The 18,923-nt window shown below is 67.4% G+C and carries 17 protein-coding genes; 13 read left to right on the top strand and 4 right to left on the bottom strand.

The annotated features are described in order from the left end of the window. Nucleotides 1-63: 63 nt before the first annotated feature. Both ACSQ3N_RS15105 and ACSQ3N_RS15100 read right to left on the bottom strand, forming a co-directional pair. Nucleotides 64-2,871: a bifunctional diguanylate cyclase/phosphodiesterase gene (locus tag ACSQ3N_RS15105; protein ID WP_436146692.1), complete on the bottom strand. Its 2,808-nt coding sequence runs from the start codon at nt 2,869-2,871 to the stop codon at nt 64-66. Nucleotides 2,872-3,232: 361 nt separating this feature from the next. Then, nucleotides 3,233-4,369, bottom strand: a complete 1,137-nt coding sequence (locus tag ACSQ3N_RS15100) for an iron-containing alcohol dehydrogenase (RefSeq protein ID WP_436146691.1) — start codon at nt 4,367-4,369, stop codon at nt 3,233-3,235. A 166-nt stretch (nt 4,370-4,535) separates the two neighbouring features. On the opposite strand from ACSQ3N_RS15100, the gene ACSQ3N_RS15095 reads away from it, so the two are divergent. The 3 genes from ACSQ3N_RS15095 (at nt 4,536) to ACSQ3N_RS15085 (ending at nt 7,352) form a co-directional block, all read left to right on the top strand. Then, entirely contained in the window at nt 4,536-5,414 is an 879-nt protein-coding gene (locus ACSQ3N_RS15095) for a 2-keto-4-pentenoate hydratase (protein WP_436146690.1), read from the top strand. A gap of 117 nt (nt 5,415-5,531) precedes the next feature. Continuing rightward, nucleotides 5,532-6,452, top strand: coding sequence for an alpha/beta hydrolase (locus ACSQ3N_RS15090; RefSeq protein ID WP_436147961.1), 921 nt, complete (start codon nt 5,532-5,534; stop codon nt 6,450-6,452). A 33-nt stretch (nt 6,453-6,485) separates the two neighbouring features. Then, nucleotides 6,486-7,352, top strand: a complete 867-nt coding sequence (locus ACSQ3N_RS15085) for a YbgC/FadM family acyl-CoA thioesterase (RefSeq protein WP_436146689.1) — start codon at nt 6,486-6,488, stop codon at nt 7,350-7,352. A 107-nt stretch (nt 7,353-7,459) separates the two neighbouring features. Here the strand turns inward: ACSQ3N_RS15085 and ygfZ are convergent, their stop codons facing one another. Further along, nucleotides 7,460-8,374, bottom strand: a complete 915-nt coding sequence (gene ygfZ / locus ACSQ3N_RS15080; protein WP_436146688.1) for a CAF17-like 4Fe-4S cluster assembly/insertion protein YgfZ — start codon at nt 8,372-8,374, stop codon at nt 7,460-7,462. A gap of 45 nt (nt 8,375-8,419) precedes the next feature. On the opposite strand from ygfZ, the gene mltG reads away from it, so the two are divergent. The 6 genes from mltG (at nt 8,420) to ACSQ3N_RS15050 (ending at nt 13,188) form a co-directional block, all read left to right on the top strand. Further along, nucleotides 8,420-9,406, top strand: coding sequence for an endolytic transglycosylase MltG (gene mltG, locus ACSQ3N_RS15075; protein WP_436146687.1), 987 nt, complete (start codon nt 8,420-8,422; stop codon nt 9,404-9,406). Beyond that, entirely contained in the window at nt 9,403-10,077 is a 675-nt protein-coding gene (gene tmk, locus ACSQ3N_RS15070) for a dTMP kinase (RefSeq protein WP_056165481.1), read from the top strand. The genes mltG and tmk overlap by 4 nt, the downstream gene beginning before the upstream one ends. Then, a complete protein-coding gene (locus ACSQ3N_RS15065; protein ID WP_056165483.1) occupies nt 10,074-11,111 on the top strand; it encodes a DNA polymerase in 1,038 nt (345 codons plus the stop codon). The genes tmk and ACSQ3N_RS15065 overlap by 4 nt, the downstream gene beginning before the upstream one ends. After that, nucleotides 11,108-11,467 (top strand): PilZ domain-containing protein, encoded by a 360-nt coding sequence (locus ACSQ3N_RS15060; protein WP_056165485.1) that lies wholly within the window; start codon nt 11,108-11,110, stop codon nt 11,465-11,467. The genes ACSQ3N_RS15065 and ACSQ3N_RS15060 overlap by 4 nt, the downstream gene beginning before the upstream one ends. Before the next feature lie 153 nt (nt 11,468-11,620). Further along, nucleotides 11,621-12,427, top strand: coding sequence for a TatD family hydrolase (locus tag ACSQ3N_RS15055; protein ID WP_056165487.1), 807 nt, complete (start codon nt 11,621-11,623; stop codon nt 12,425-12,427). Further along, nucleotides 12,424-13,188 carry an ankyrin repeat domain-containing protein gene (locus tag ACSQ3N_RS15050; protein ID WP_082516814.1) on the top strand — a complete coding sequence of 255 codons (765 nt, stop codon included), beginning with the start codon at nt 12,424-12,426 and terminating at the stop codon, nt 13,186-13,188. Before ACSQ3N_RS15055 ends, ACSQ3N_RS15050 begins: the two co-directional genes overlap by 4 nt. 136 nt (nt 13,189-13,324) lie before the next feature. On the opposite strand, the gene msbA is transcribed toward ACSQ3N_RS15050, so the two are convergent. Next, the gene (msbA, locus tag ACSQ3N_RS15045) at nt 13,325-15,115 is read right to left on the bottom strand and encodes a lipid A export permease/ATP-binding protein MsbA (protein ID WP_056165489.1); all 1,791 of its coding nucleotides are present in this window, start codon (nt 15,113-15,115) and stop codon (nt 13,325-13,327) included. Between the two features lie 237 nt (nt 15,116-15,352). On the opposite strand from msbA, the gene tolB reads away from it, so the two are divergent. The 4 genes from tolB to ACSQ3N_RS15025 are packed head-to-tail and all read left to right on the top strand — an operon-like array spanning nt 15,353 to nt 18,874. After that, nucleotides 15,353-16,672 (top strand): Tol-Pal system beta propeller repeat protein TolB, encoded by a 1,320-nt coding sequence (tolB, locus tag ACSQ3N_RS15040; RefSeq protein ID WP_056165491.1) that lies wholly within the window; start codon nt 15,353-15,355, stop codon nt 16,670-16,672. Nucleotides 16,673-16,716: 44 nt separating this feature from the next. Next, nucleotides 16,717-17,259, top strand: coding sequence for a peptidoglycan-associated lipoprotein Pal (gene pal, locus ACSQ3N_RS15035; protein ID WP_056165493.1), 543 nt, complete (start codon nt 16,717-16,719; stop codon nt 17,257-17,259). Then, the gene (gene ybgF, locus ACSQ3N_RS15030) at nt 17,259-18,050 is read left to right on the top strand and encodes a tol-pal system protein YbgF (RefSeq protein ID WP_056165495.1); all 792 of its coding nucleotides are present in this window, start codon (nt 17,259-17,261) and stop codon (nt 18,048-18,050) included. The genes pal and ybgF overlap by 1 nt, the downstream gene beginning before the upstream one ends. A 5-nt stretch (nt 18,051-18,055) precedes the next feature. Next, nucleotides 18,056-18,874, top strand: coding sequence for a tRNA threonylcarbamoyladenosine dehydratase (locus ACSQ3N_RS15025; RefSeq protein WP_056165497.1), 819 nt, complete (start codon nt 18,056-18,058; stop codon nt 18,872-18,874). Nucleotides 18,875-18,923 lie beyond the last annotated feature (49 nt).

Raw genomic sequence — 18,923 nt, 5'->3', positions numbered from 1 at the left:
GCATTTGGCGATGCTTTGAAGGGCGTGAACACCCCAAGCCAGTTCACATTGTCGCCGAGTGAACTAGGTATGCAGTGGCGCGGTGGGTGCCCGCGCTACCTCTCGAAGGGCCACCCACGGCAGCACCTCATGCGCCGGCATGGGCCGTGCAATGCCGAAGCCCTGGGCACGCTCGCAGCCCAGCTCCAGCAGCCGGGCCGCCTGCTCGGCGGTCTCCACACCTTCAGCCACCGCATGGCGCTGGAAGGCCCCTGCCAGCGCGACGATGGCGCACACCAGCGTGAGGTCGTCCTCGTCGTCGAGGATGCCGCGCACGAACGACTGGTCGATCTTGATCGTCTCGGCCGGCAGGCTTTTCAGGTAAGACAGCGATGAGAAGCCGGTGCCGAAGTCGTCCAGCGCAAAGCGCACGCCGAGCGCCTGGCAGCTTTGCATCATGTGGCGCATGTACTGCATGTCTTCCAGCGCGGCGGATTCGAGGATCTCCAGCTCCAGCCGGGTGGGCGACACCTCCGGGCAGGTGTGCAGGATGTCTTTCAGGCGCTCGACGAAGTTGGGCCGGTGGAAGTGCCGTGCGGAGATGTTCACGCTGACCTCCCAGAGCATGCCGGCATCGGTCCAGTGGCGCATCTGGGTCAGTGCCTGGCGCAGCACCCATTCGCCCAGCTCCACCTCCAGCTCCGCGTCCTCGATGAGTGGCAGCACATGCTGCGGGCCCAGCAGGCCTTGCTCGGGGTGCTGCCAGCGCAGCAGGGCCTCCAGGCCCAGGATCTCGCCGGTGCGCAGGTGGACCTTGGGCTGGTAGTGCAGCACCAGTTCACCCGCGTGCAGCGCCCGGGCCACGCGGGTCTGGCGGGTGTGCTGGGTCTGCACGGCATGGTCGAGCTGCACGTCGAACACGTGCATCTGGTTGCGCCCGAAACTCTTGGCCTGGCACATCGCCTGGTCGGCATGGCGCAGCAGGGTGTCGGGGTTGGCGTCGTCCTGCGGGAAAACCGCCACGCCCACGCTCACGGTGGTGGTGATCACGCGGTCGTCGATGGCGTAGGGCGCTGCCAGCTGCTGCATCAGCACGCGCACGCGGGATTCGACCGCCGGCACGTCGGCCTGCTCGCCCAGCAGCAGCACGAACTCGTCGCCACCCATGCGCGCCACCGCATCCTGCGGCGTGATGAAGGCGCCCAGGCGCCGGGCGGTTTCTTTCAGCAGCCGGTCGCCCACGCGGTTGCCGTGGGCGTCGTTCACGGCCTGGAAGTGGTCCAGGTCGAGCATGCACACGGCCAGCAGCAGGCCCTTTTGCCGGGCCACGAAGATCGCGTGGGTCAGCCGCTCGGCCAGCGCGGCGCGGTTGTACAGGCCCGTGAGCGCGTCGTGCCGCGCGTGCCAGGAGATCTGGTGGCGCAGGTTGCGGGTTTCGGTCACGTCGCGGAACACCAGCACGCAGCCCACGGCCATGCCGTCGCCCTTGCGGATGGCCGAGGCGGTGTATTCGATGGCGTAGCGCTCGCCGGATCGGTGGATCAGCAATTCGTGCGTGGCCTGCTGCAGCGCGCCGGGCAGGGTGTCGCGCTCCGCGGCCGCGTTGGCATTGCGGCTGGCCGGGTCTTCGTACAGCCGGAACACGGTGTCCAGCTGCCGGCCCGTGGCCTGGTCGGCGTTGAAGCCGGTCATGAGCTGCGCGGCCTCGTTGATGGTCTCGATGCAGCCCGCCAGGTCGGTGGTGATCACGCCGTCGCCGATGGACGCGAGGGTGACCTCGGCACGCTCTTTTTCGGCCCGCAGGGCCTCTTGCGCGCGCTTGCGCTCGGTCACATCCACCAGCGTGCCGATGGTGCCCGCCAGCTCGCCGCTGGTGGTGGTGAACGGCGCCTCGTAGTAGGCCATGTCCCGCGGCGGGTGGTGGTTGGCCGGGCGGATGCGGATCTCGTTGTCCTGCGCCATAGCGATCTGGGCCGAGCGCTCGGGCGAGAGCTCCGGCGGGTAGAAGGTGCTGGGCGGCGCGGGGTGCGCCAGGTCCGCCCGGGGCTGGAAGAGCCGCTGCCAGGCGCGGTTCACATCCAGGTAGGCGCCCTTGGGGTCGCGCACGAACACCGGCAGGGGCAGGGCGTCGATGAGCTGGCGCGTGAAGTGCAGCTGCTCGCTTTGTAGGTGCTGGGTTTCGCGCAGCGACAGCACCAGCGACTGCACCTTGCCCGCCATGTCGTTGAAGGTGGCTGCCATGGCGCGTGATTCGAGCGTGCCGGTCACGTCCATGCGGGTGTCCAGACGGCCTTGGCGGAAGGCGTCGGTGGCCTCGGCCAGGCGGCGCAGCATGCGTGCGTTGGCGCGCAGCAGCAGCGTGAGTAGAAAGAAGATCGTGAAGATGTTGAGCGCCGTGATGCGCAGCTGCACCACCACCGTGCTCCAGATCTGGCCCGCCAGTGGCTCTGCATGCAGCGTGACCATGAGGCGCCCGGGCTGGCCCGACAAGGTGTTCTGTCCGAACTGCTGCACCAGCGAGCCCACATCGAGCCACCGGGCGAACCAGTCTGGCGCGCGCGGGGCAGGGCGGGTGCTGGCGGCTTCCACCGCGGGCTGCGTGCCGGCGGTCCATTGCAGGGATCGAACTGTGGCCGAGCCGGCCAGCGCTTCGCGCAGCACGATGGCCGCGCCTTCGGAATCACCAACGGGCAGCGCGGACAGGGCCGGCAGCAGCGCGTCGCCCACCCGGCGCAACTCGGTCGTCGCGAGGCGGTGGGATTCTGCAATCTCGGTAGACAGCAGATAGTGGTAGCGCACTCCAGTGACCGCGAGAATGATCAGCACAATGGGCACGTACAGGCGGGGGTAGGTGCCCCGCCAGAGCCAGTTGCTGAGTTTTCCGCTGCGCATGGTGAATCGCCTTCCCCGGACCACAGGGTAAATGATTGTTAATTAATTAATTGTTTGTTGGAGTCTAGCGCTTCATGCTGCGGCGTCGCCAGGGCGACAACACATGTTGTGAGTTTTCGTGAGTGGTTGCGCGCCGCAGAACATGCGGCAGGTTACTGGCCGTACACCCAGCCCTAACGTGTGGCGCATAGTGGCCGCGATGCCGGTCTCAGTACGCTGCAATGAAGGTCGTTCGGGTTATGCAGTTTGTGCGAGCTTCAGGGGTGGCAGGGCCATGCGGCGACCCCGTGGCGTGGTGCATCGCACAGCAGAGCCGCCTCGGTGAGGCAGGCGGTGGCCCCCCCCCGCCACCCTCACACCATCACAGCGACTGCGCCAGGATGTCGCGGTATTCCTCGGGCGTGGCCACGCGTGGGTTGGTCTTGTGGCAGTGGTCGGCCATCGCGCCCTTGATGATGTCGTCGAACAGCGCCTCGGTCACGCCCAGCGCGGCCAGGCCGGTGGGCAGGCCCAGGCGGGCGTTCATGTCGCGGATGGCTTCGGGGATGTCGCCCGCAGATGCCAGCCCCATGGCGTGGGCCATGCGCTCCAGGCGCTTGTCCTTTTGTACCGACTCGGCGCCCGCATTGAAGCGCACCACGGCCGGTAGAAACATGGCGTTGAGCGTGCCGTGGTGCAGGCGCGGGTTCACGCCGCCCAGGCTGTGGCTCAGCGAGTGCACCGCGCCCAGGCCTTTCTGGAAGGCCATGGCGCCCTGCATGCTGGCACTCATCATCTGCAGGCGCGCGTCGCGGTCGCTGCCGTTTTTGGTGGCGGGCTCGATGTGGGCCCAGCCACGGGTGAGGCCGTCTAGCGCGATGCCGTCGGCCGGCGGGTTGAACGCGGCGGACATGAAGGTCTCCATGCAGTGCGCAATCGCATCCATGCCGGTGGCAGCGGTCAGCGCGGGGGGCAGGCCCAGCGTCAGTTCGGGGTCGCAGATGGCGGTCTTGGGCACCAGGTTCCACGAATGGAAGCCCAGCTTGCGGTGGTCGTCCACGATGATGATCGCGCCGCGTGCCACCTCGCTGCCCGTGCCGCTGGTGGTGGGCACGGCGATCAGCGGCGCGGCGCGGTCGGTGATGCGCGGCGAGCCGCCCTCGATGGTGGCGTAGTGCGTCAGCGGCCCCTCGTGCGTGGCGGCAATCGCGATGCCCTTGGCGCAGTCGATGGCCGAGCCGCCGCCCACCGCGATCAGGCCGTCGCAGCCGTGGGCTTTGTACACCTCGACCGCTGCGCGCACGGCGGCCTCGGTGGGGTTGGCGGGGGTCTGGTCGAACACCGCCACGGGCAGGCCGGTCAGCGCATCCAGCGCCTTTTGCAGCACGCCCGCGGCCTTCACGCCCGGGTCCGTCACCACCAGCGGGCGCGTGATGCCCACGCGCTCGCACTCTTGCTTGAGCAACTGGACGGCGCCGAACTCGAACTGGATCTGGGTGACGTAGTAGATGAAAGCCATGGTGGTTGCAGAAGTTACGTTTACGATGGATCGCTGAAGCTGTCCGTTGCCGTGCCTGCGAAGCGAGACGGAGTCGGCCACTGCGCTGTGCGCAGGGCCGCTCTGCGAGGAGCGTGGCGTGCAGGCGCCGGACAGGTTCCAGGCACTCTACAACCCGGAGACACCGATGACCACTCAGCAAACCCTCATTTCCCTCGCTCTGGCGGGCGCGTCCGTCGCTTTTGCGACAGTCGCCCACGCCGAATGCCTGACCGATGCGCAGGCCTCGGAACTCGTCGCCAACTACCTGGCCAAGACGCCCGCCGCAAACCTGGAGAACCTGTCCGATGCCGACGGCGCCTGCACCCGCGGCAAGGTCAACCAGCTGCTGGCGCAGCGGCTGGGCAAGGTGGTGGGCTACAAGGCCGGGCTCACCAACCCGGCGGTGCAAAAGCGCTTCAACACCGACAAGCCCGTGTGGGGCAAGCTCTACGAGGGCATGATCCTGCCAAGCGGTGCCTCGGTGGACGCGGCCTTTGGTGCCCGCCCGCTGTATGAAGCCGACATGCTGGTGCGTGTGAAAAGCGCCGCCATCAACCATGCGAAGACGCCCATGGAAGTGCTCGACGCCGTGGATCAGGTCATCCCCTTCATCGAACTGCCCGACCTGCTGGTGCAGGCACCGCCCAAGCTGAACGGCGCAGGCGTGAGCGCCATCAATGTGGGCGCGCGGCTGGGCGTGGCCGGCACGCCGCTGCCGGTGCCTGCCTACCGGGGCGAGCGCTTTGCGATGCTGCAGGCGCTGGCCGACATGAACGTGTCGCTCACCGACGCCAGCGGCGCGCGCCTGGGCGGCGGCAAGGGCAGCGACATCCTGGAGCATCCGCTCAATGCCGTCGTGTGGCTGGCCGGCGCGCTGCAGCAAGAGGGCCTGACCATGCAGCCGGGCGACCTCATCAGCCTGGGCTCTTTCTCGCCGCTGCTGCCGCCCAAGGCGGGGCTGACCGTCACGGCCACCTACGACGGCCTGCCGGGTGCCGCGCCCGTGCGCCTGAGCTTCAAGTAAAACAAGACACCCTGCATGCGCCCGCGCCCCGGCCCGTGCGGGGAAGGGCGCGGCCTTGCCAGAGATTTCCCATTGACCGCTGACCTGAACATCCACCATACCCGCCTGACCCCCCAGATGCGCAGCGTGCTCGAGCGCATGGCCCGCGCCGGGCATGCGCCGCTGCACACCCGATCACCCCAGGATGCCCGTGTGGCCTACCAGGCAGGTGCCGATGTGCTGGAGGTGCCAAAGGCCCCGCTGGCACGCGTCGAAGACCTGACCATCCCGGCCCGCGACGGGTATGCGTTGCCCGTGCGGCTGTACGCCCCCAGCACGTACGCGGGCCTGCCGCTGCTGCTGTACACGCACGGCGGGGGGTTCACCATCGGCAACATCGCCACGCATGACATCCTGTGCCGTGAACTTGCGCGGCTGGTGGGGTGCATGGTCGTGTCGCTGGACTACCGGCTGGCGCCCGAGCACCGCTTTCCGGTGGCCAGCAACGACGCCTGGGATGCGCTGGCCTGGCTGGCTGCGCAGGGGGGCGCATGGGGCGCAGACACCGCCCGCCTGGCCGTGGGCGGCGACAGCGCGGGCGGCACGCTCGCCGCGGTGAACGCCATCCTGGCGCGCGATGCGGGCCTGCCGCTGGCACTGCAGATGCTGTTCTACCCCGGCTGTGCCGCGCACCAGGACACGCCATCGCACACCACGTTTGCGCGCGGCCTGGTGCTGGAAGAACCCGCCATCAGCTGGTTCTTCGGCCACTACGTGCACAGCCGCGCCGAGCGCGAGGACTGGCGCTTTGCACCGCTGCTCGCGCCCGATGTGGATGGCGTGGCGCCCGCCTGGGTGGGCCTGGCCGAGTGCGACCCGCTGGTGGACGAAGGCGTGGACTATGCCGACAAGCTGCGCCTGGCGGGCGTGCCTGTCGATTTGGAGATCTACCGCGGCGTGACGCACGAATTCATCAAGATGGGCCGTGCCATCCCCGAGGCGCGCAAAGCCCATGCCGATGCGGCGCGCGCACTGCGCAGCGCCTTCGGCCTGGACTGACCCTTCATAACAATCCTTGGAGACAACGACATCATGCAACGCAGTGATTTCCGATTGTTCCACCGCCTGCGCGTGCGCTGGGCCGAGGTGGACATGCAGAAGATCGTGTTCAACGCCCACTACCTGATGTACATCGACACCGCCATGTCCGACTACTGGCGGGCGCTGGGGCTGCCTTACGAGAGCAGCATGCACGCCCTGGGCGGCGAGATGTATGTGAAGAAGGCGACGGTGGAATACCACGCGTCGGCACGGCTCGACGACACGCTGGAGGTGGGCCTGAAGTGCGCGCGCATCGGCAACTCGTCCTGCCTGTTCCAGGCGGGCATCTTCAGCGGCGACCGGCTGCTGATCTCGGCCGAGTTGGTCTATGTGTTCGCCGACCCGGCCACGCAGACCTCGCGGCCCGTGCCGCCCGCGCTGCGCGCCATCTTCGACGGCTTCGAGGCCGGCCACGACATGGCCGAAGTCAAGACCGGCGACTGGAACACGCTGGGCCGTGATGCAGGCCGCGTGCGCACCGATGTGTTCGTGCGCGAGCAGGGCATTCCCGCCGAGATCGAGGCCGATGCGCTCGATATCTCGGCGCGCCACGCGGTGCTCTACAACCGCCTGGGCATGCCGATTGCCGCGGGGCGCCTGCTGCAGCCCGAGCCCGGCGTCGGCCGCATCGGCCGCATCGGCCGCATGGCGGTGGACCGGTCCGTGCGCGGCGGACGCTGGGGCCGGCAACTGCTGGATGCCCTGGTGGGCGCGGCCAAGGCGCGTGGCGACACCGAAGTGCAACTGCACGCCCAGCGCGCCGCCGAAGGGTTTTATCGCCGCGCCGGGTTCACGGTGGTGGGCCGGCCGTACGAGGAGGCCGGCATTGCTCATATCGCCATGGCGCAGCGGCTGTAGTGCCCCGCATGGGCACGGCCGTGTCACGGCTGGGTGCGGCGCCTGTGGATGCTATAAAAATATGAGCTGCTACCGCTCGCCAGGCAAGCGGTAGAGCCGCTTTTTTATCAAATATCGTCGAGCAGTGCGTAAGGCAGGGGCTGCAAGGACAGCGCCACGCCGTCCGCCGCACCCACCTGCAGGCTGTCCTGCGCGGCTGCGATCTGCAGCGACACGATGGCGTCGAAACCCCCCGCCGGTGCCGCCGCAACCTGCACCACCGTGCCGCACGGCTGCTCCAGGTCGTTGGTGCTGAACACCTCGGCGCCGACGGCTACTGCAGAGGCAGCGTGGGCCACGTAGGCCCGGCGCTTGAGCGTGCCGCGGAACTGGCTGCGCGCCACCACTTCCTGGCCGGGGTAGCAGCCCTTCTTGAAGTTCACGCCGCCCACGGATTCGTAGTTCAGCATCTGCGGCACAAAGGCTTCGACCACCGGGGTGGTCAACGTTGCGACGCCGCTTCGGACCTCGCCCCAGGCCCACACGGCCGGGTCGATGGCTGTGCCCGTGGGCGCAGGGTCGGCCACCGGCGCCACCCACAGCGCACGGGGCTGGCCGTCGGCGGGGTACAGGTGCACCACCGACGCGGCGCCCACGTCCGCCTTGGTCCAGGCGGGCTGTGCGCCCTGGGGCAGGGCCGTGACGGCATCGCCCGCCAGGCCGTACAGCGCGAAGTCGGCCGTCGCATCCGTCAGCTTGGCCTTGGCGCGCAGCACGAACATCGACAGGCGCTTGAGGGTGGGGGGCAGCAGGTCGGGGCTGCACAGCAGGAGGATCTCGGTGGCGCTGCGCTTGAAGCCGATGAAGGTGGCCTGCATGCGGCCCTTGGCCGACAAAAAGGCCGCCAGGCGGGCCTGGTCGTCGCCCAGCAGGGCGAAATCCTGGGTGAGCTGGCCGTGCAGGAACTTGGCGGCGTCGTCGCCTGCGACACGAATCACGCCCAGGTGGGACAGAGGGGCAATGCCGTTCAGAGGGTGGGTCATCGCTGAATTATGATGCCCGGTTCTACACATACATTCATCAGGGTTGTGCGACGTCTACTTGCTTTGATCTTGGTGGTTCTCATCGGTGCCGGTGGCGCCGCCTTCTGGTGGCTGCACCAGCCGCTTGCCATGGGCAGCGAGCCGCTGGAGCTGGCCATCGAGCCTGGCACCACGCCGCGCGGCATCGCACGTGATGTGGTGGCCGCGGGCGCGCAGACCGATGCCCGGCTGCTGTACGCGTGGTTCCGCTTCTCTGGGCAGGACCGCGCCATGAAGGCCGGCAACTACGAAATCCCCCCCGGCACCACGCCGCGCAGCCTGCTCAACAAGCTGGTGCGGGGTGAAGAGTCTTTGCGGGCGCTGACCCTGGTGGAGGGTTGGAACTGGCGCCAGGTGCGCCAGGCGCTGGCCAAGGAAGAGCAGATCAAGCACGACGCCGCGGCCTTGACCAACGAAGCCCTGATGGCGCAACTGGGCCGCCCGGGCGTAGCACCAGAGGGCCGGTTCTTCCCCGACACGTACGCCTATGCCAAAGGCTCCGGCGAGATCGCCCTGCTGCGCCGCGCAATGCACGCGATGGACCGCAAGCTCGAAGCCGCCTGGGCCCAGCGCGCGCCAGACACACCGCTCAAGTCGGCCGACGAGGCACTCGTTCTGGCCAGCATCGTCGAAAAAGAAACCGGCCGCGCCAGCGACCGTGGGCAGATTTCCGGCGTGTTCACCAACCGGCTGCGCGTGGGCATGCTGCTGCAGACCGACCCCACCGTCATCTACGGCCTGGGCGAGAAGTTCGACGGCAACCTGCGCAAACGCGACCTGCTGGCCGACACCCCCTGGAACACCTACACCCGCGCCGGCCTGCCGCCCACACCCATTGCCATGCCCGGCAAAGCCGCGCTGGTGGCCGCGGTGCAGCCCGAGGCCACGCGTGCGCTGTACTTCGTGGCCAAGGGCGACGGCACCAGCCACTTCAGCGCGTCGCTCGAAGAACACAACCGCGCCGTGAACCGGTACCAGAGAGGCGGGCAATGACCCAGGGCCTGTTCATCAGCTTCGAAGGCATCGACGGGGCGGGCAAGTCGTCGCACATCGAGGGCCTGGCCACCGCGTTTCGCGCGCAGGGCCGCACGGTCACCGTGAGCCGCGAGCCCGGCGGCACGCCCCTGGCCGAAAAGCTGCGCGAAATGGTGCTGGCCGACCCCATGGATGCGCTCACCGAGTCTCTGCTCATCTTTGCCGCCCGCCGCGACCATTTGCTCCATGTGATCGAACCTGCGCTCGCGCGGGGCGAGGTGGTGCTGTGCGACCGCTTCACCGACGCCACGTTCGCCTATCAGGGCGCAGGCCGTGGCTTCGATGTGGGCGTGCTATCGACTTTGGAGCGCCTGGCGCAGACGGGGCTTGCGCCAGACGCCAGTTTGATGCGCGAACCGGATCTGACCGTGTGGTTCGACCTGCCCCCCGAAGTGGCCGCAGAGCGCCTGGCGGGTGCACGCGTTCCGGACCGTTTCGAGTCCCAGCCCGTCGAGTTCTTCCGCCGCGTATCGCAGGGCTATGCCGACCGCGCAGCCGCTGGGCCGCAGCGCTTTGCCCGGCTGGACGCCGCGCAGGACCGCCACCGCGTGTGGCAGCAGCTCACCAGCGTGTTCGTGCGCAAAGGGTGGCTGGCGATCATGGTGGCGTCGCAAGGAGGCCCGCGATGAGCACCGACGCTCCATCCGCCGCACTGGCCCCCTGGATCGCCGCCCAGCGCACCAGCCTGCTGGCGCAGCGCGGCCATGCCTGGCTGTTGCAGGGCCCGTCGGGCCTGGGCCAGTACACGCTGGGGCTGGAACTGGTGCGCGCCTGGCTGTGCGACGCGCCTGGCCCGAACGGTGCCTGTGGCCAGTGCAGCAGCTGCCACGCCATCGAGGTGCGCACCCATGCCGACCTGTGCGTGCTGATGCCCGAGGTGCAGATGATGGCGCTGGGCTGGCCGCTGTCCGAAAAGGCACAGGCCGACATCGACGACAAGAAACGCAAGCCCAGCCGCGAGATCCGCGTGGAGGCCATGCGCGATGCGGTGGAGTTTTCGCAGCGCACCTCGGCCCGGGGCCGCGGCAAGGCCGTGCTGGTGTACCCGGCCGAGCAAATGAACCACATCACGGCCAACGCGCTGCTCAAGACGCTGGAGGAGCCGCCGGGCGATGTGCGCTTTGTGCTGGCCAGCGAGGCAGCGCACCAGCTGCTGCCCACCATCCGCAGCCGCTGCCTGGGCCACGCGATGGCCTGGCCCGCAGAGGCCGAGATGCTGCAGTGGCTGCGCGGGCAGGGCGTGGCCGACGATGCGGCCAAGGCCTTCCTGCGCGCCGCAGGCGGCAGGCCCGACGATGCCTTGGCATGGGCCCAGTCCGGCCGCAGCCCGCAGGCGTGGTCTGCGCTGCCCCAGGCCATGGCCAAGGGCGACGTCACCGCGCTGGGCGACTGGGCGCCCGCCCAGGCCATCGATGCACTGCAAAAGCTCTGCCACGACCTGATGGCCGCGAGCGTGGGCGCCGCGCCACGCTACTTTGCGCCTGCCGACCTGCCCAAGGCCGTGCCGCCGCTGGGCGCGCTCACCCGCTGGTCGCGCGCGCTGGCCAAAGAGGCGCGCACGGCAGAGCATCCGTTCAACGCAGGGCTCATGCTGGAGGCGCTTGTGGCGCAGGCGAGAAACACCCTACACTCGAGACAACCAGCCCCAGGCACCCACCCATGAGCAGTCCCTCCACCGCACCCCGCCCCAGCGTCATGCAGCTGGCCATCAAGGAAAAGGCGGCCTTGTATGCGGCCTACATTCCCTTTTTTGCCGAAGGGGGCATTTTTGTCCCCACCCAGCGCGACTACAAGCTGGGCGATGATGTCTATGTGCTGCTGACCCTGCCGGACGATACGCAGCGCTACCCCGTGGCGGGCCGCGTGGCCTGGGTGACACCGGCACGCGCAGCGGGCAACCGCACGCAGGGCGTGGGCATCCAGTTTCCCCGGGACGAAAAGTCGCGCCAGCTCAAGGTCAAGATCGAAGAGCTTCTGGGCACGGCCCTGGGCTCCGACCGTCCGACCCAGACCATCTGACACGGCCTGCGTGCCCGGTGCCGACCCGCGCAGGCGTGTCGGCATTTTTATTGGGGGCAGAACTTACGCGCGCCAGGGTGGTCGCACTAGCTTGGCTGCCCGGCAACTCACCGGTCCGCCCCGTTTGTTACCGCTTCGTTTTCCTGATACCGCATGTACACCGACTCGCACTGCCATCTCAACTTTCCGGAACTGCTGAGCCAGTTGCCCGCCATCCGCCAGGCCATGGCCCAGGCGCAGGTGGACCGGGCCCTGTGCATCTGCACCACGCTGGAGGAGTTCGAGGGCGTTCATGCCCTGGCCACGGCCCACGACAACTTCTGGAGCACGGTGGGCGTGCACCCCGACAACGAGGGTGTGCAGGAGCCCACCGTGCAGGACCTGCTGACCCGCGCCGCGCTGCCCCGGGTGGTGGCGATCGGCGAGACCGGGCTTGACTACTACGGCATGGAAGACCGCAAGGGCGGCCGCAGCATTGCCGACCTGGAGTGGCAGCGCGACCGTTTTCGCAACCACATCCGCGCAGCGCGTACCTGCGCCAAGCCGTTGGTGATCCACACCCGCAGCGCATCGGACGACACGCTGGCCATCCTGCGGGAGGAGGGCGAGGACGGCTCCGGCAACATCGCCGGGGGCGTGTTCCACTGCTTCACCGAATCGATGCAGGTGGCCCGCGCGGCGCTGGACCTGGGCTATTACCTGTCGTTCTCGGGCATCGTCACCTTCAAGACCGCGCAGGAGCTGCGCGACGTGGTGGCCTACGTGCCGCTGGACCGCACATTGATCGAGACCGACAGCCCCTACCTGGCACCCGTGCCCTACCGCGGCAAGACCAACAGCCCGGCCTATGTGCCGTACGTGGCCCAGCAGGTGGCCCAGACCAAGGGCATCGCGGTGGAAGAGGTGGCCGAGGCCACCAGCCGCAATTTCGAAACCTTGTTCAAGGGGGTCACCGCATGACGATCGTGCACGCAGACGGCGCATCGCCCGCCATCGACATCACCACCATCATCACCACCGCAGCCGCTGCTGGGGCCGCAAACCCCACACGAACGCACCGCCGCAAGGTTCTGGCGGGCCTGGCTGCAGCCCTGTTCGCCCCCTGGGCCCAGGCCGGGGCCTACGAAGATTTCTTCTCGGCCATTCAGCGGGACGACGGCAATGCCATCACGGCCCTGCTGCGCCGCGGCTTCGATCCGAACACGCGCGACGCCAAGGGCCAGGCGGGCCTGTTGATTGCGCTGCAGAGCGACTCGCTCAAGGCCGTTGCGGCGCTGATGGCGGCACGCAACATCAAGGTCGAGGTGCGCAACACCCAGGACGAAAGCCCGCTGATGCTGGCCGCCATCAAGGGCCAGGTCGACATCGTCAAGGCCTTGATCGCCCGTGATGCCGACGTGAACAAAACCGGCTGGGCGCCGCTGCACTATGCGGCATCCGCCGGCTCGGCTGCACACCGCCAGATCATCGCGCTGTTGCTGGAGAACCATGCCTACATCGACGCCGCATCGCCGAACGGCACCACGCCGCTGATGATGGCGGCGCACTACGCGTCGCTGGAGTCGGTGCAACTGCTGCTGGACGAAGGCGCAGACCCCACGCTCAAGAACCAGCTGGGGCTGACCGCCACCGACTTTGCGATGCGGGCAAGCCGCACGGACTCGGCGGCAAAGATCGCCGAAGCGCTGCGGCGCCGCCAGCCCAACCGCGGCAAGTGGTAGTGGGTAGTGGGTAGTGGGTAGTGGGTAGTGGGTAGCTGCGGGCTGGTGGGCTTGTGGGCTACGAAATATCAGCCAAAGTAGCCCCTGCCGCTTGTCTGGCAAGCGCCAGTAGCTATCATTTTTGACTATCAGGTAATCAGGCGGCTTCTGACGGCCGTGACTGCAGGCGCGCATACAGCCCGCCTTGCGCCATCAGCTCGGCATGTGTTCCCTGCTCGGCAATGCGCCCGCGTTCCATCACCACCACGCGGTCGGCATGTTCGATGGTGGACAGGCGGTGTGCAATCACCAGCGTGGTCCGGCCCTGCATCAGGCGCTGCAGCGCGTCCTGCACCAGGCGCTCCGACTCGGTGTCCAGCGCCGAGGTGGCTTCGTCCAGGATGAGGATGGGCGCGTCCTTGTAGAGCGCCCGTGCAATGGCCAGCCGCTGGCGCTGCCCGCCCGACAGCTGCGTGGCGTTGTGGCCCACCACCGTGTGGATGCCCTGGGGCAGGGCGGCCACGTGGGCGGCCAGGTTGGCGGCCTCCAGGCAGTCGAGCACGCGCTGCTCGTCCACGGCGTGGCCCAGCGCCACGTTCGCGGCAATGGTGTCGTTGAACATGACCACGTCCTGGCTCACCATCGCGAACTGCGATCGCAGCGAGCCCAGGTCCCAGTCCGGCAGCGGCTGCCCGTCCACCAGAATCTCGCCGGCTGACGGCATCACGAACCGCGGCAGCAGGTTGACCAGCGTGGTCTTGCCCGCGCCCGACGGCCCCACCAGGGCCACGATTTCACCGGGGGCGACCCGCAGGCTGACCTGGTCCAGCGCCGGCGCATGGTCGGATCCGAAGGACACCGTGACGCGGTTCAGTGCCAGCTCGCCTTTCACGCGGTCGGTGCGGAACTGCCCGCCGCTTTCGGCGCCCGTATCACCCAGCAGGGCCAGCCCGCGCTCCAGCGCAGCCACTCCGCGCGTGACGGGGCTGGCAACGTCGGCCAGGCGCCGAATGGGTGCGATGAGCATCAGCATGGCCGTGATGAACGACACGAAGCCACCCACCGTGACGTCCTTGGTGTCCACTGCGCCGCGGCTCTGCCACAGCGCAATGCAGATCACCACCGACAGCGCGGCGGCTGCCAGCAACTGCGTCAGGGGCGTCATCGCGGCCGATGCGATGGTGGACTTGATGGCCAGGCGCCGCAGGCTGCCGCTCAGCCCCGCAAAACGCTCCGCCTGGCCCTCTTGCGCGCCATGCAGCCGCACCATGCGGTGGGCCAGCACGTTTTCTTCGACCACGTAGGCCAGCTCGTCCGTGGCCTGTTGGCTGCTCTTGGTCAGGTGGTACAGCCGCTTGGACAGCGTCTTCATGATCCAGGCCACGCCAGGCACCACCACTGCCACGATCAGCGTGAGCTGCCAGTTGAGGTACAGCAAGTAGCCCAGCAGGGCCACCAGCGTGAATCCGTCGCGCGACAGCCCCATCAGCGCCTGCACCAGCAGCGTGGCGCCGGTCTGCACCTCGTACACCACGGTGTTGGACAGCGCGCTGGCCGACTGGCGCGTGAACAGTCCCATTTCTGCCGCCAGTACCCTGGCGAACAAAGACTGGCGCAGTATCAGCATGCCTTCGTTGGCGATGCGGGCCAGGGCGTACTGCCCCACGAACTGCGCCACGCCCCGCACGAAGAAGATGCCCAAAATGGCCAGCGGCACCATCCACAGCTGCAGCGTGCCCTGGGTAAAGCCGCGGTCGAGCAGCGGCTGCAGCAGGGCAGGGATGAGCGGCTCGGTGACCGCGCCCACGAGCGTGGCGACGATGGCCAGGGTCCAGGCGAGCCGTTGATTGCCAAAATAAACGGATAACCGTTTGAGGCGTGTGGTCAGGCTGGCAGGGGGAGCGGCGGGGGGGCTGGCAGGCGCGGAGGCTGGGTGGGGGGCTTGCATGTGCGGCCAATTCTACGTTTGCGCCTGCGGGCGGCCGGGGAATGGGCGGTGGCCAGCGGGTGGCTGTCTGGTGGCTGCCAAGTAGCTGCCCGGTGCGGCGGCAGGGCCCAACATCAAAAAAATGAGCAACAAGTGCAGCACTGGCAAAGTTTGTCACAGGGGTTTTCCAGCAGTGTGTAACATTCGGGGTTGCCTGAAGCCTGTTCAATGTCTTTGTTCGGCCACTGCTGGATGCCAATGACCACAGATCGAATCTCCTCTCAAAATACTCCCGCGGCTTTGCCGCAACCCCTGCGCCGCCATGTACTGGCCGCGTTGATCGCCACACCCGCCGTTCCGGCCCTTGCGCAGTTTCGCGTCGAGGTCACTGGTGTGGGCCTCACCCAATTGCCCATCGCCATAGCGCCGTTCCGGGGCGAAGCGCAAGCTCCCCAGAAGATCGCCGCCATCGTGCAGGCCGACCTGGAGCGCAGCGGCCAGTTCCGCGCTGTCGACGCCACAGGCGTCGCGCTGGACGAAACGGCCCGCCCCGATGTCGCCCTGTGGCGCCAAAAGAGTGCCGATTCGCTGGCCACCGGCAGCATCACCCGCCTGTCCGACGGCCGGTTCGACATCCGGTTTCGGCTGTGGGACGTCGTCAAGGGCCAGGACCTGGGCGGTCAGAGCTTTGTCGTCACGCAGGGCGATCTGCGCCTGGTGGCGCACCGCATCGCCGACTTCATCTACGAAAAGCTCACCGGCGAGCGCGGCATTTTCTCGACGCGCATTGCCTACGTCACCAAGACCGGTCCACGCTACAGCCTGTGGGTGGCCGATGCCGATGGCGAAAACTCGCAGTCGGCACTGTCCAGCCCCGAGCCCATCATCTCGCCCGCCTGGTCGCCCAACGGCGGCCAACTGGCGTATGTGTCGTTCGAATCGCGCAAGCCGGTGGTGTACGTGCACGACGTCGCATCGGGCCGCCGCCGTTTGATCGCCAACTTCCGCGGCTCCAACAGCGCGCCCGCCTGGGCGCCGGACGGCCGCTCGCTGGCGGTCACTTTGAGCCGCGATGGCGGCTCACAGCTGTACACCATCGACGCCAACGGCGGTGAGCCTCGCCGTCTCATGCAGAGCGCGGGCATCGACACCGAGCCCGTGTATTCGGGCGACGGCCGCAGCATCTACTTCGTGAGCGATCGCGGGGGCGCGCCGCAGATCTACAAGGTGACCGCATCCGGCGGCAATGCCGAGCGCGTGACCTTCACCGGGTCCTACAACATCTCGCCGAGCGTGAGCCCTGACGGTAAGTGGTTGGCCTACATCTCCCGTGTGGGCGGCGCCTTCAAGCTCCACGTCATGGATTTGTCCACCGGCACGGTGAACGCCGTGACGGACTCGACGGCCGATGAAAACCCCAGCTTTGCGCCCAACAGCCGCCTGATCGTCTACGCGACCCAGCAGCAAGGCCGCGAAGCGCTCATGACCACCACGCTCGACGGCAAGATCAAGGCGCGACTGGCAGGGCAGGCTGGCGACATCCGCGAACCGGACTGGGGTCCGTTTCAAAAGCAGTGAACTAATTTTCAATTTCAGTTATCAAGTTTTCAGGAGAATTTTGGATGATCAAACGTTTTACCCTCGCCCTTTCCATCGTCGCCCTCATGGCTGGTTGCAGCTCCGGTGTGAAGCTGGACGACGTGCCTGTCGAAGACAAGAACGCGACGTCGACCATGCCCGGCACCAACAGCGGCGCCAATTCCGGCAACACGGCGCAAAGCGGTGTGGCAGGTGTGGACCTGGGCCAGTCGGCGCGTGACGCGGCAGGCCCACAGGGCGTGGCCCGCGTCGTGTACTTCGACTACGACAGCTACGTGATCAAGCCAGAATTCCAATCGCTGATCGAAGCGCATTCCCGCTTCATCAAGTCGGGCGGCAACCGCAAGGTCATGATCGAAGGCCACACCGATGACCGCGGTGGCCGTGAATACAACCTGGCGCTGGGCCAAAAGCGTGCTGAGGCGGTGCGCCGTTCTCTGGGCCTGCTGGGTGTGCAGGACAACCAGATCGAAGCCGTGAGCTTCGGCAAGGAAAAGCCCGCAGCCCCTGGCAATTCGGAAGACGCACACGCGCAAAACCGCCGCGCTGAACTGTCCTACCGTTGATGCGCGCGTTGTCTTTTTCCTTCCCCCGCAAGGCGCTGGCAGCGGCGACGCTGCTGGCAGTGTTGGTGCCGGCAAGCCACGCAGCGCTGTTCGAGGATGACGAAGCACGCCGTGCCATCCTGGAGATGCGCCAACGGGTCGACGGCCTGCAGGCCGCCCAGCAGCGCTCTTCCGACGAGGTGCGCAGGCTGGGCGAGGACAACAGCCAGCTGCGCCGCAGCCTGCTCGACCTGCAGACGCAGATCGAAACCCTGCGCGTGGAGCAGTCCAAGATGCGCGGCCAGAACGAGCAGTTGCTGCGCGATGCGGCCGACCTGCAAAAGCGCCAGAAGGACATCGCCCAGGGCGTGGACGAGCGCCTGCGGCAGTTTGAGCCCGTGAAGGTCACGCAGGACGGCCAAGAGTTTCAGGCTGATCCGGCGGAAAAGCGGGATTTCGAAGCAGCGCTGGCCGTGTTTCGGTCGGGCAAGTTCCCCGAAGCCAGTGCAGCGTTTGCGGCCTTTGTGCGCCAGTACCCCCGCAGCGGCTTCGTGCCATCGGCCCGTTTCTGGCTGGGCAATGCGCAGTACGCGACCCGCGAGTACAAGGAGTCCATCAACAACTTCAAGTTGATGCTGGCTGATGCGCCGACCCACGCGCGCGCACCGGAAGCCGCATTGTCGATTGCCAACTGCCAGATCGAGCTCAAGGACACGCGCGCCGCCCGCAAGACGCTGGAGGACCTGGTGAAAGCCTACCCTCAGTCTGAAGCTGCCATGGCAGCCAAAGAGCGTCTGTCGCGCCTGAAGTAAGCACCATGATCCCCGAGGTCGTCGCTTCGCCGGACGCTGTTCCGGCTGCCGAGCTGGAGCGGCGCTTTGGCGGGCTGGAGCGGCTCTATGGCGTTGCGGGTGCCGCCCGCATCCGCCAGGCCCATGTGGCCGTCATCGGCGTCGGCGGCGTGGGCTCCTGGACCGCTGAGGCCTTGGCGCGCAGCGGGGTGGGGCAGATCACCCTGGTGGACATGGACCATGTCGCTGAGTCCAACATCAACCGCCAGATCCACGCCCTGACCGCCACCGTCGGACAGGCCAAGGTCGTGGCCATGCAGCAGCGCATTGCGCAGATCAACCCGGCCTGCACGGTGCATTGCGTTGACGACTTTGCTACTCCGGAGAATTGGCCGGGTTTGCTGCCGCATGCGGTGGATGCCGTGGTCGATGCCTGCGACCAAGTTAAGGCCAAGACGGCCATGGCCGCTTGGGCGCGCGACAACGGTGTGCTGCACATTGTGGTCGGCGCGGCGGGTGGCAAGCGCCACGCGCACAAGGTCGATGTGGATGACCTTGCGAACACCACCCATGACCCCTTGCTGGCCCAGGTGCGTTACCGCCTGCGCAAGGAGCACCGCGCGCCGCGCGAGGGCAAGAAGATCGGCGTCACCTGCGTGTTCAGCCGAGAGTCAGTCGCTGCGCCGGACGCCTCGTGCAATATCGACGGCGACGGCTCATTGAATTGCCACGGCTACGGTTCCGTCGTCGCGGTGACCGCGACCTTCGGTCAATGCGCTGCTGGTTGGGTTCTGGATCAACTGGCTGCAGGGTCCCCGAAAAAGCTGCCGAAAAAGACGCTATAATCCGAGGCTTTGCAGCAATTGATCCATTAGTAAGTTGCTGCAAAGAGAT

This window comes from Acidovorax sp. LjRoot194 (assembly GCF_964253015.1).
GTDB lineage: Bacteria > Pseudomonadota > Gammaproteobacteria > Burkholderiales > Burkholderiaceae_C > Acidovorax.
This window is presented reverse-complemented; position numbering and strand designations above follow the sequence as displayed.

Coding starts and splice junctions, on each gene's coding strand:
- ACSQ3N_RS15105 (WP_436146692.1), bottom strand. CDS start 2,871: ATGCGCAGCGGAAAACTCAGCAACTGGCTCTGGCGGGGCACCTACCCC.
- ACSQ3N_RS15100 (WP_436146691.1), bottom strand. CDS start 4,369: ATGGCTTTCATCTACTACGTCACCCAGATCCAGTTCGAGTTCGGCGCC.
- ACSQ3N_RS15095 (WP_436146690.1), top strand. CDS start 4,536: ATGACCACTCAGCAAACCCTCATTTCCCTCGCTCTGGCGGGCGCGTCC.
- ACSQ3N_RS15090 (WP_436147961.1), top strand. CDS start 5,532: ATGCGCAGCGTGCTCGAGCGCATGGCCCGCGCCGGGCATGCGCCGCTG.
- ACSQ3N_RS15085 (WP_436146689.1), top strand. CDS start 6,486: ATGCAACGCAGTGATTTCCGATTGTTCCACCGCCTGCGCGTGCGCTGG.
- ygfZ (WP_436146688.1), bottom strand. CDS start 8,374: ATGACCCACCCTCTGAACGGCATTGCCCCTCTGTCCCACCTGGGCGTG.
- tmk (WP_056165481.1), top strand. CDS start 9,403: ATGACCCAGGGCCTGTTCATCAGCTTCGAAGGCATCGACGGGGCGGGC.
- ACSQ3N_RS15065 (WP_056165483.1), top strand. CDS start 10,074: ATGAGCACCGACGCTCCATCCGCCGCACTGGCCCCCTGGATCGCCGCC.
- ACSQ3N_RS15060 (WP_056165485.1), top strand. CDS start 11,108: ATGAGCAGTCCCTCCACCGCACCCCGCCCCAGCGTCATGCAGCTGGCC.
- ACSQ3N_RS15055 (WP_056165487.1), top strand. CDS start 11,621: ATGTACACCGACTCGCACTGCCATCTCAACTTTCCGGAACTGCTGAGC.
- ACSQ3N_RS15050 (WP_082516814.1), top strand. CDS start 12,424: ATGACGATCGTGCACGCAGACGGCGCATCGCCCGCCATCGACATCACC.
- msbA (WP_056165489.1), bottom strand. CDS start 15,115: ATGCAAGCCCCCCACCCAGCCTCCGCGCCTGCCAGCCCCCCCGCCGCT.
- tolB (WP_056165491.1), top strand. CDS start 15,353: ATGACCACAGATCGAATCTCCTCTCAAAATACTCCCGCGGCTTTGCCG.
- pal (WP_056165493.1), top strand. CDS start 16,717: ATGATCAAACGTTTTACCCTCGCCCTTTCCATCGTCGCCCTCATGGCT.
- ybgF (WP_056165495.1), top strand. CDS start 17,259: ATGCGCGCGTTGTCTTTTTCCTTCCCCCGCAAGGCGCTGGCAGCGGCG.
- ACSQ3N_RS15025 (WP_056165497.1), top strand. CDS start 18,056: ATGATCCCCGAGGTCGTCGCTTCGCCGGACGCTGTTCCGGCTGCCGAG.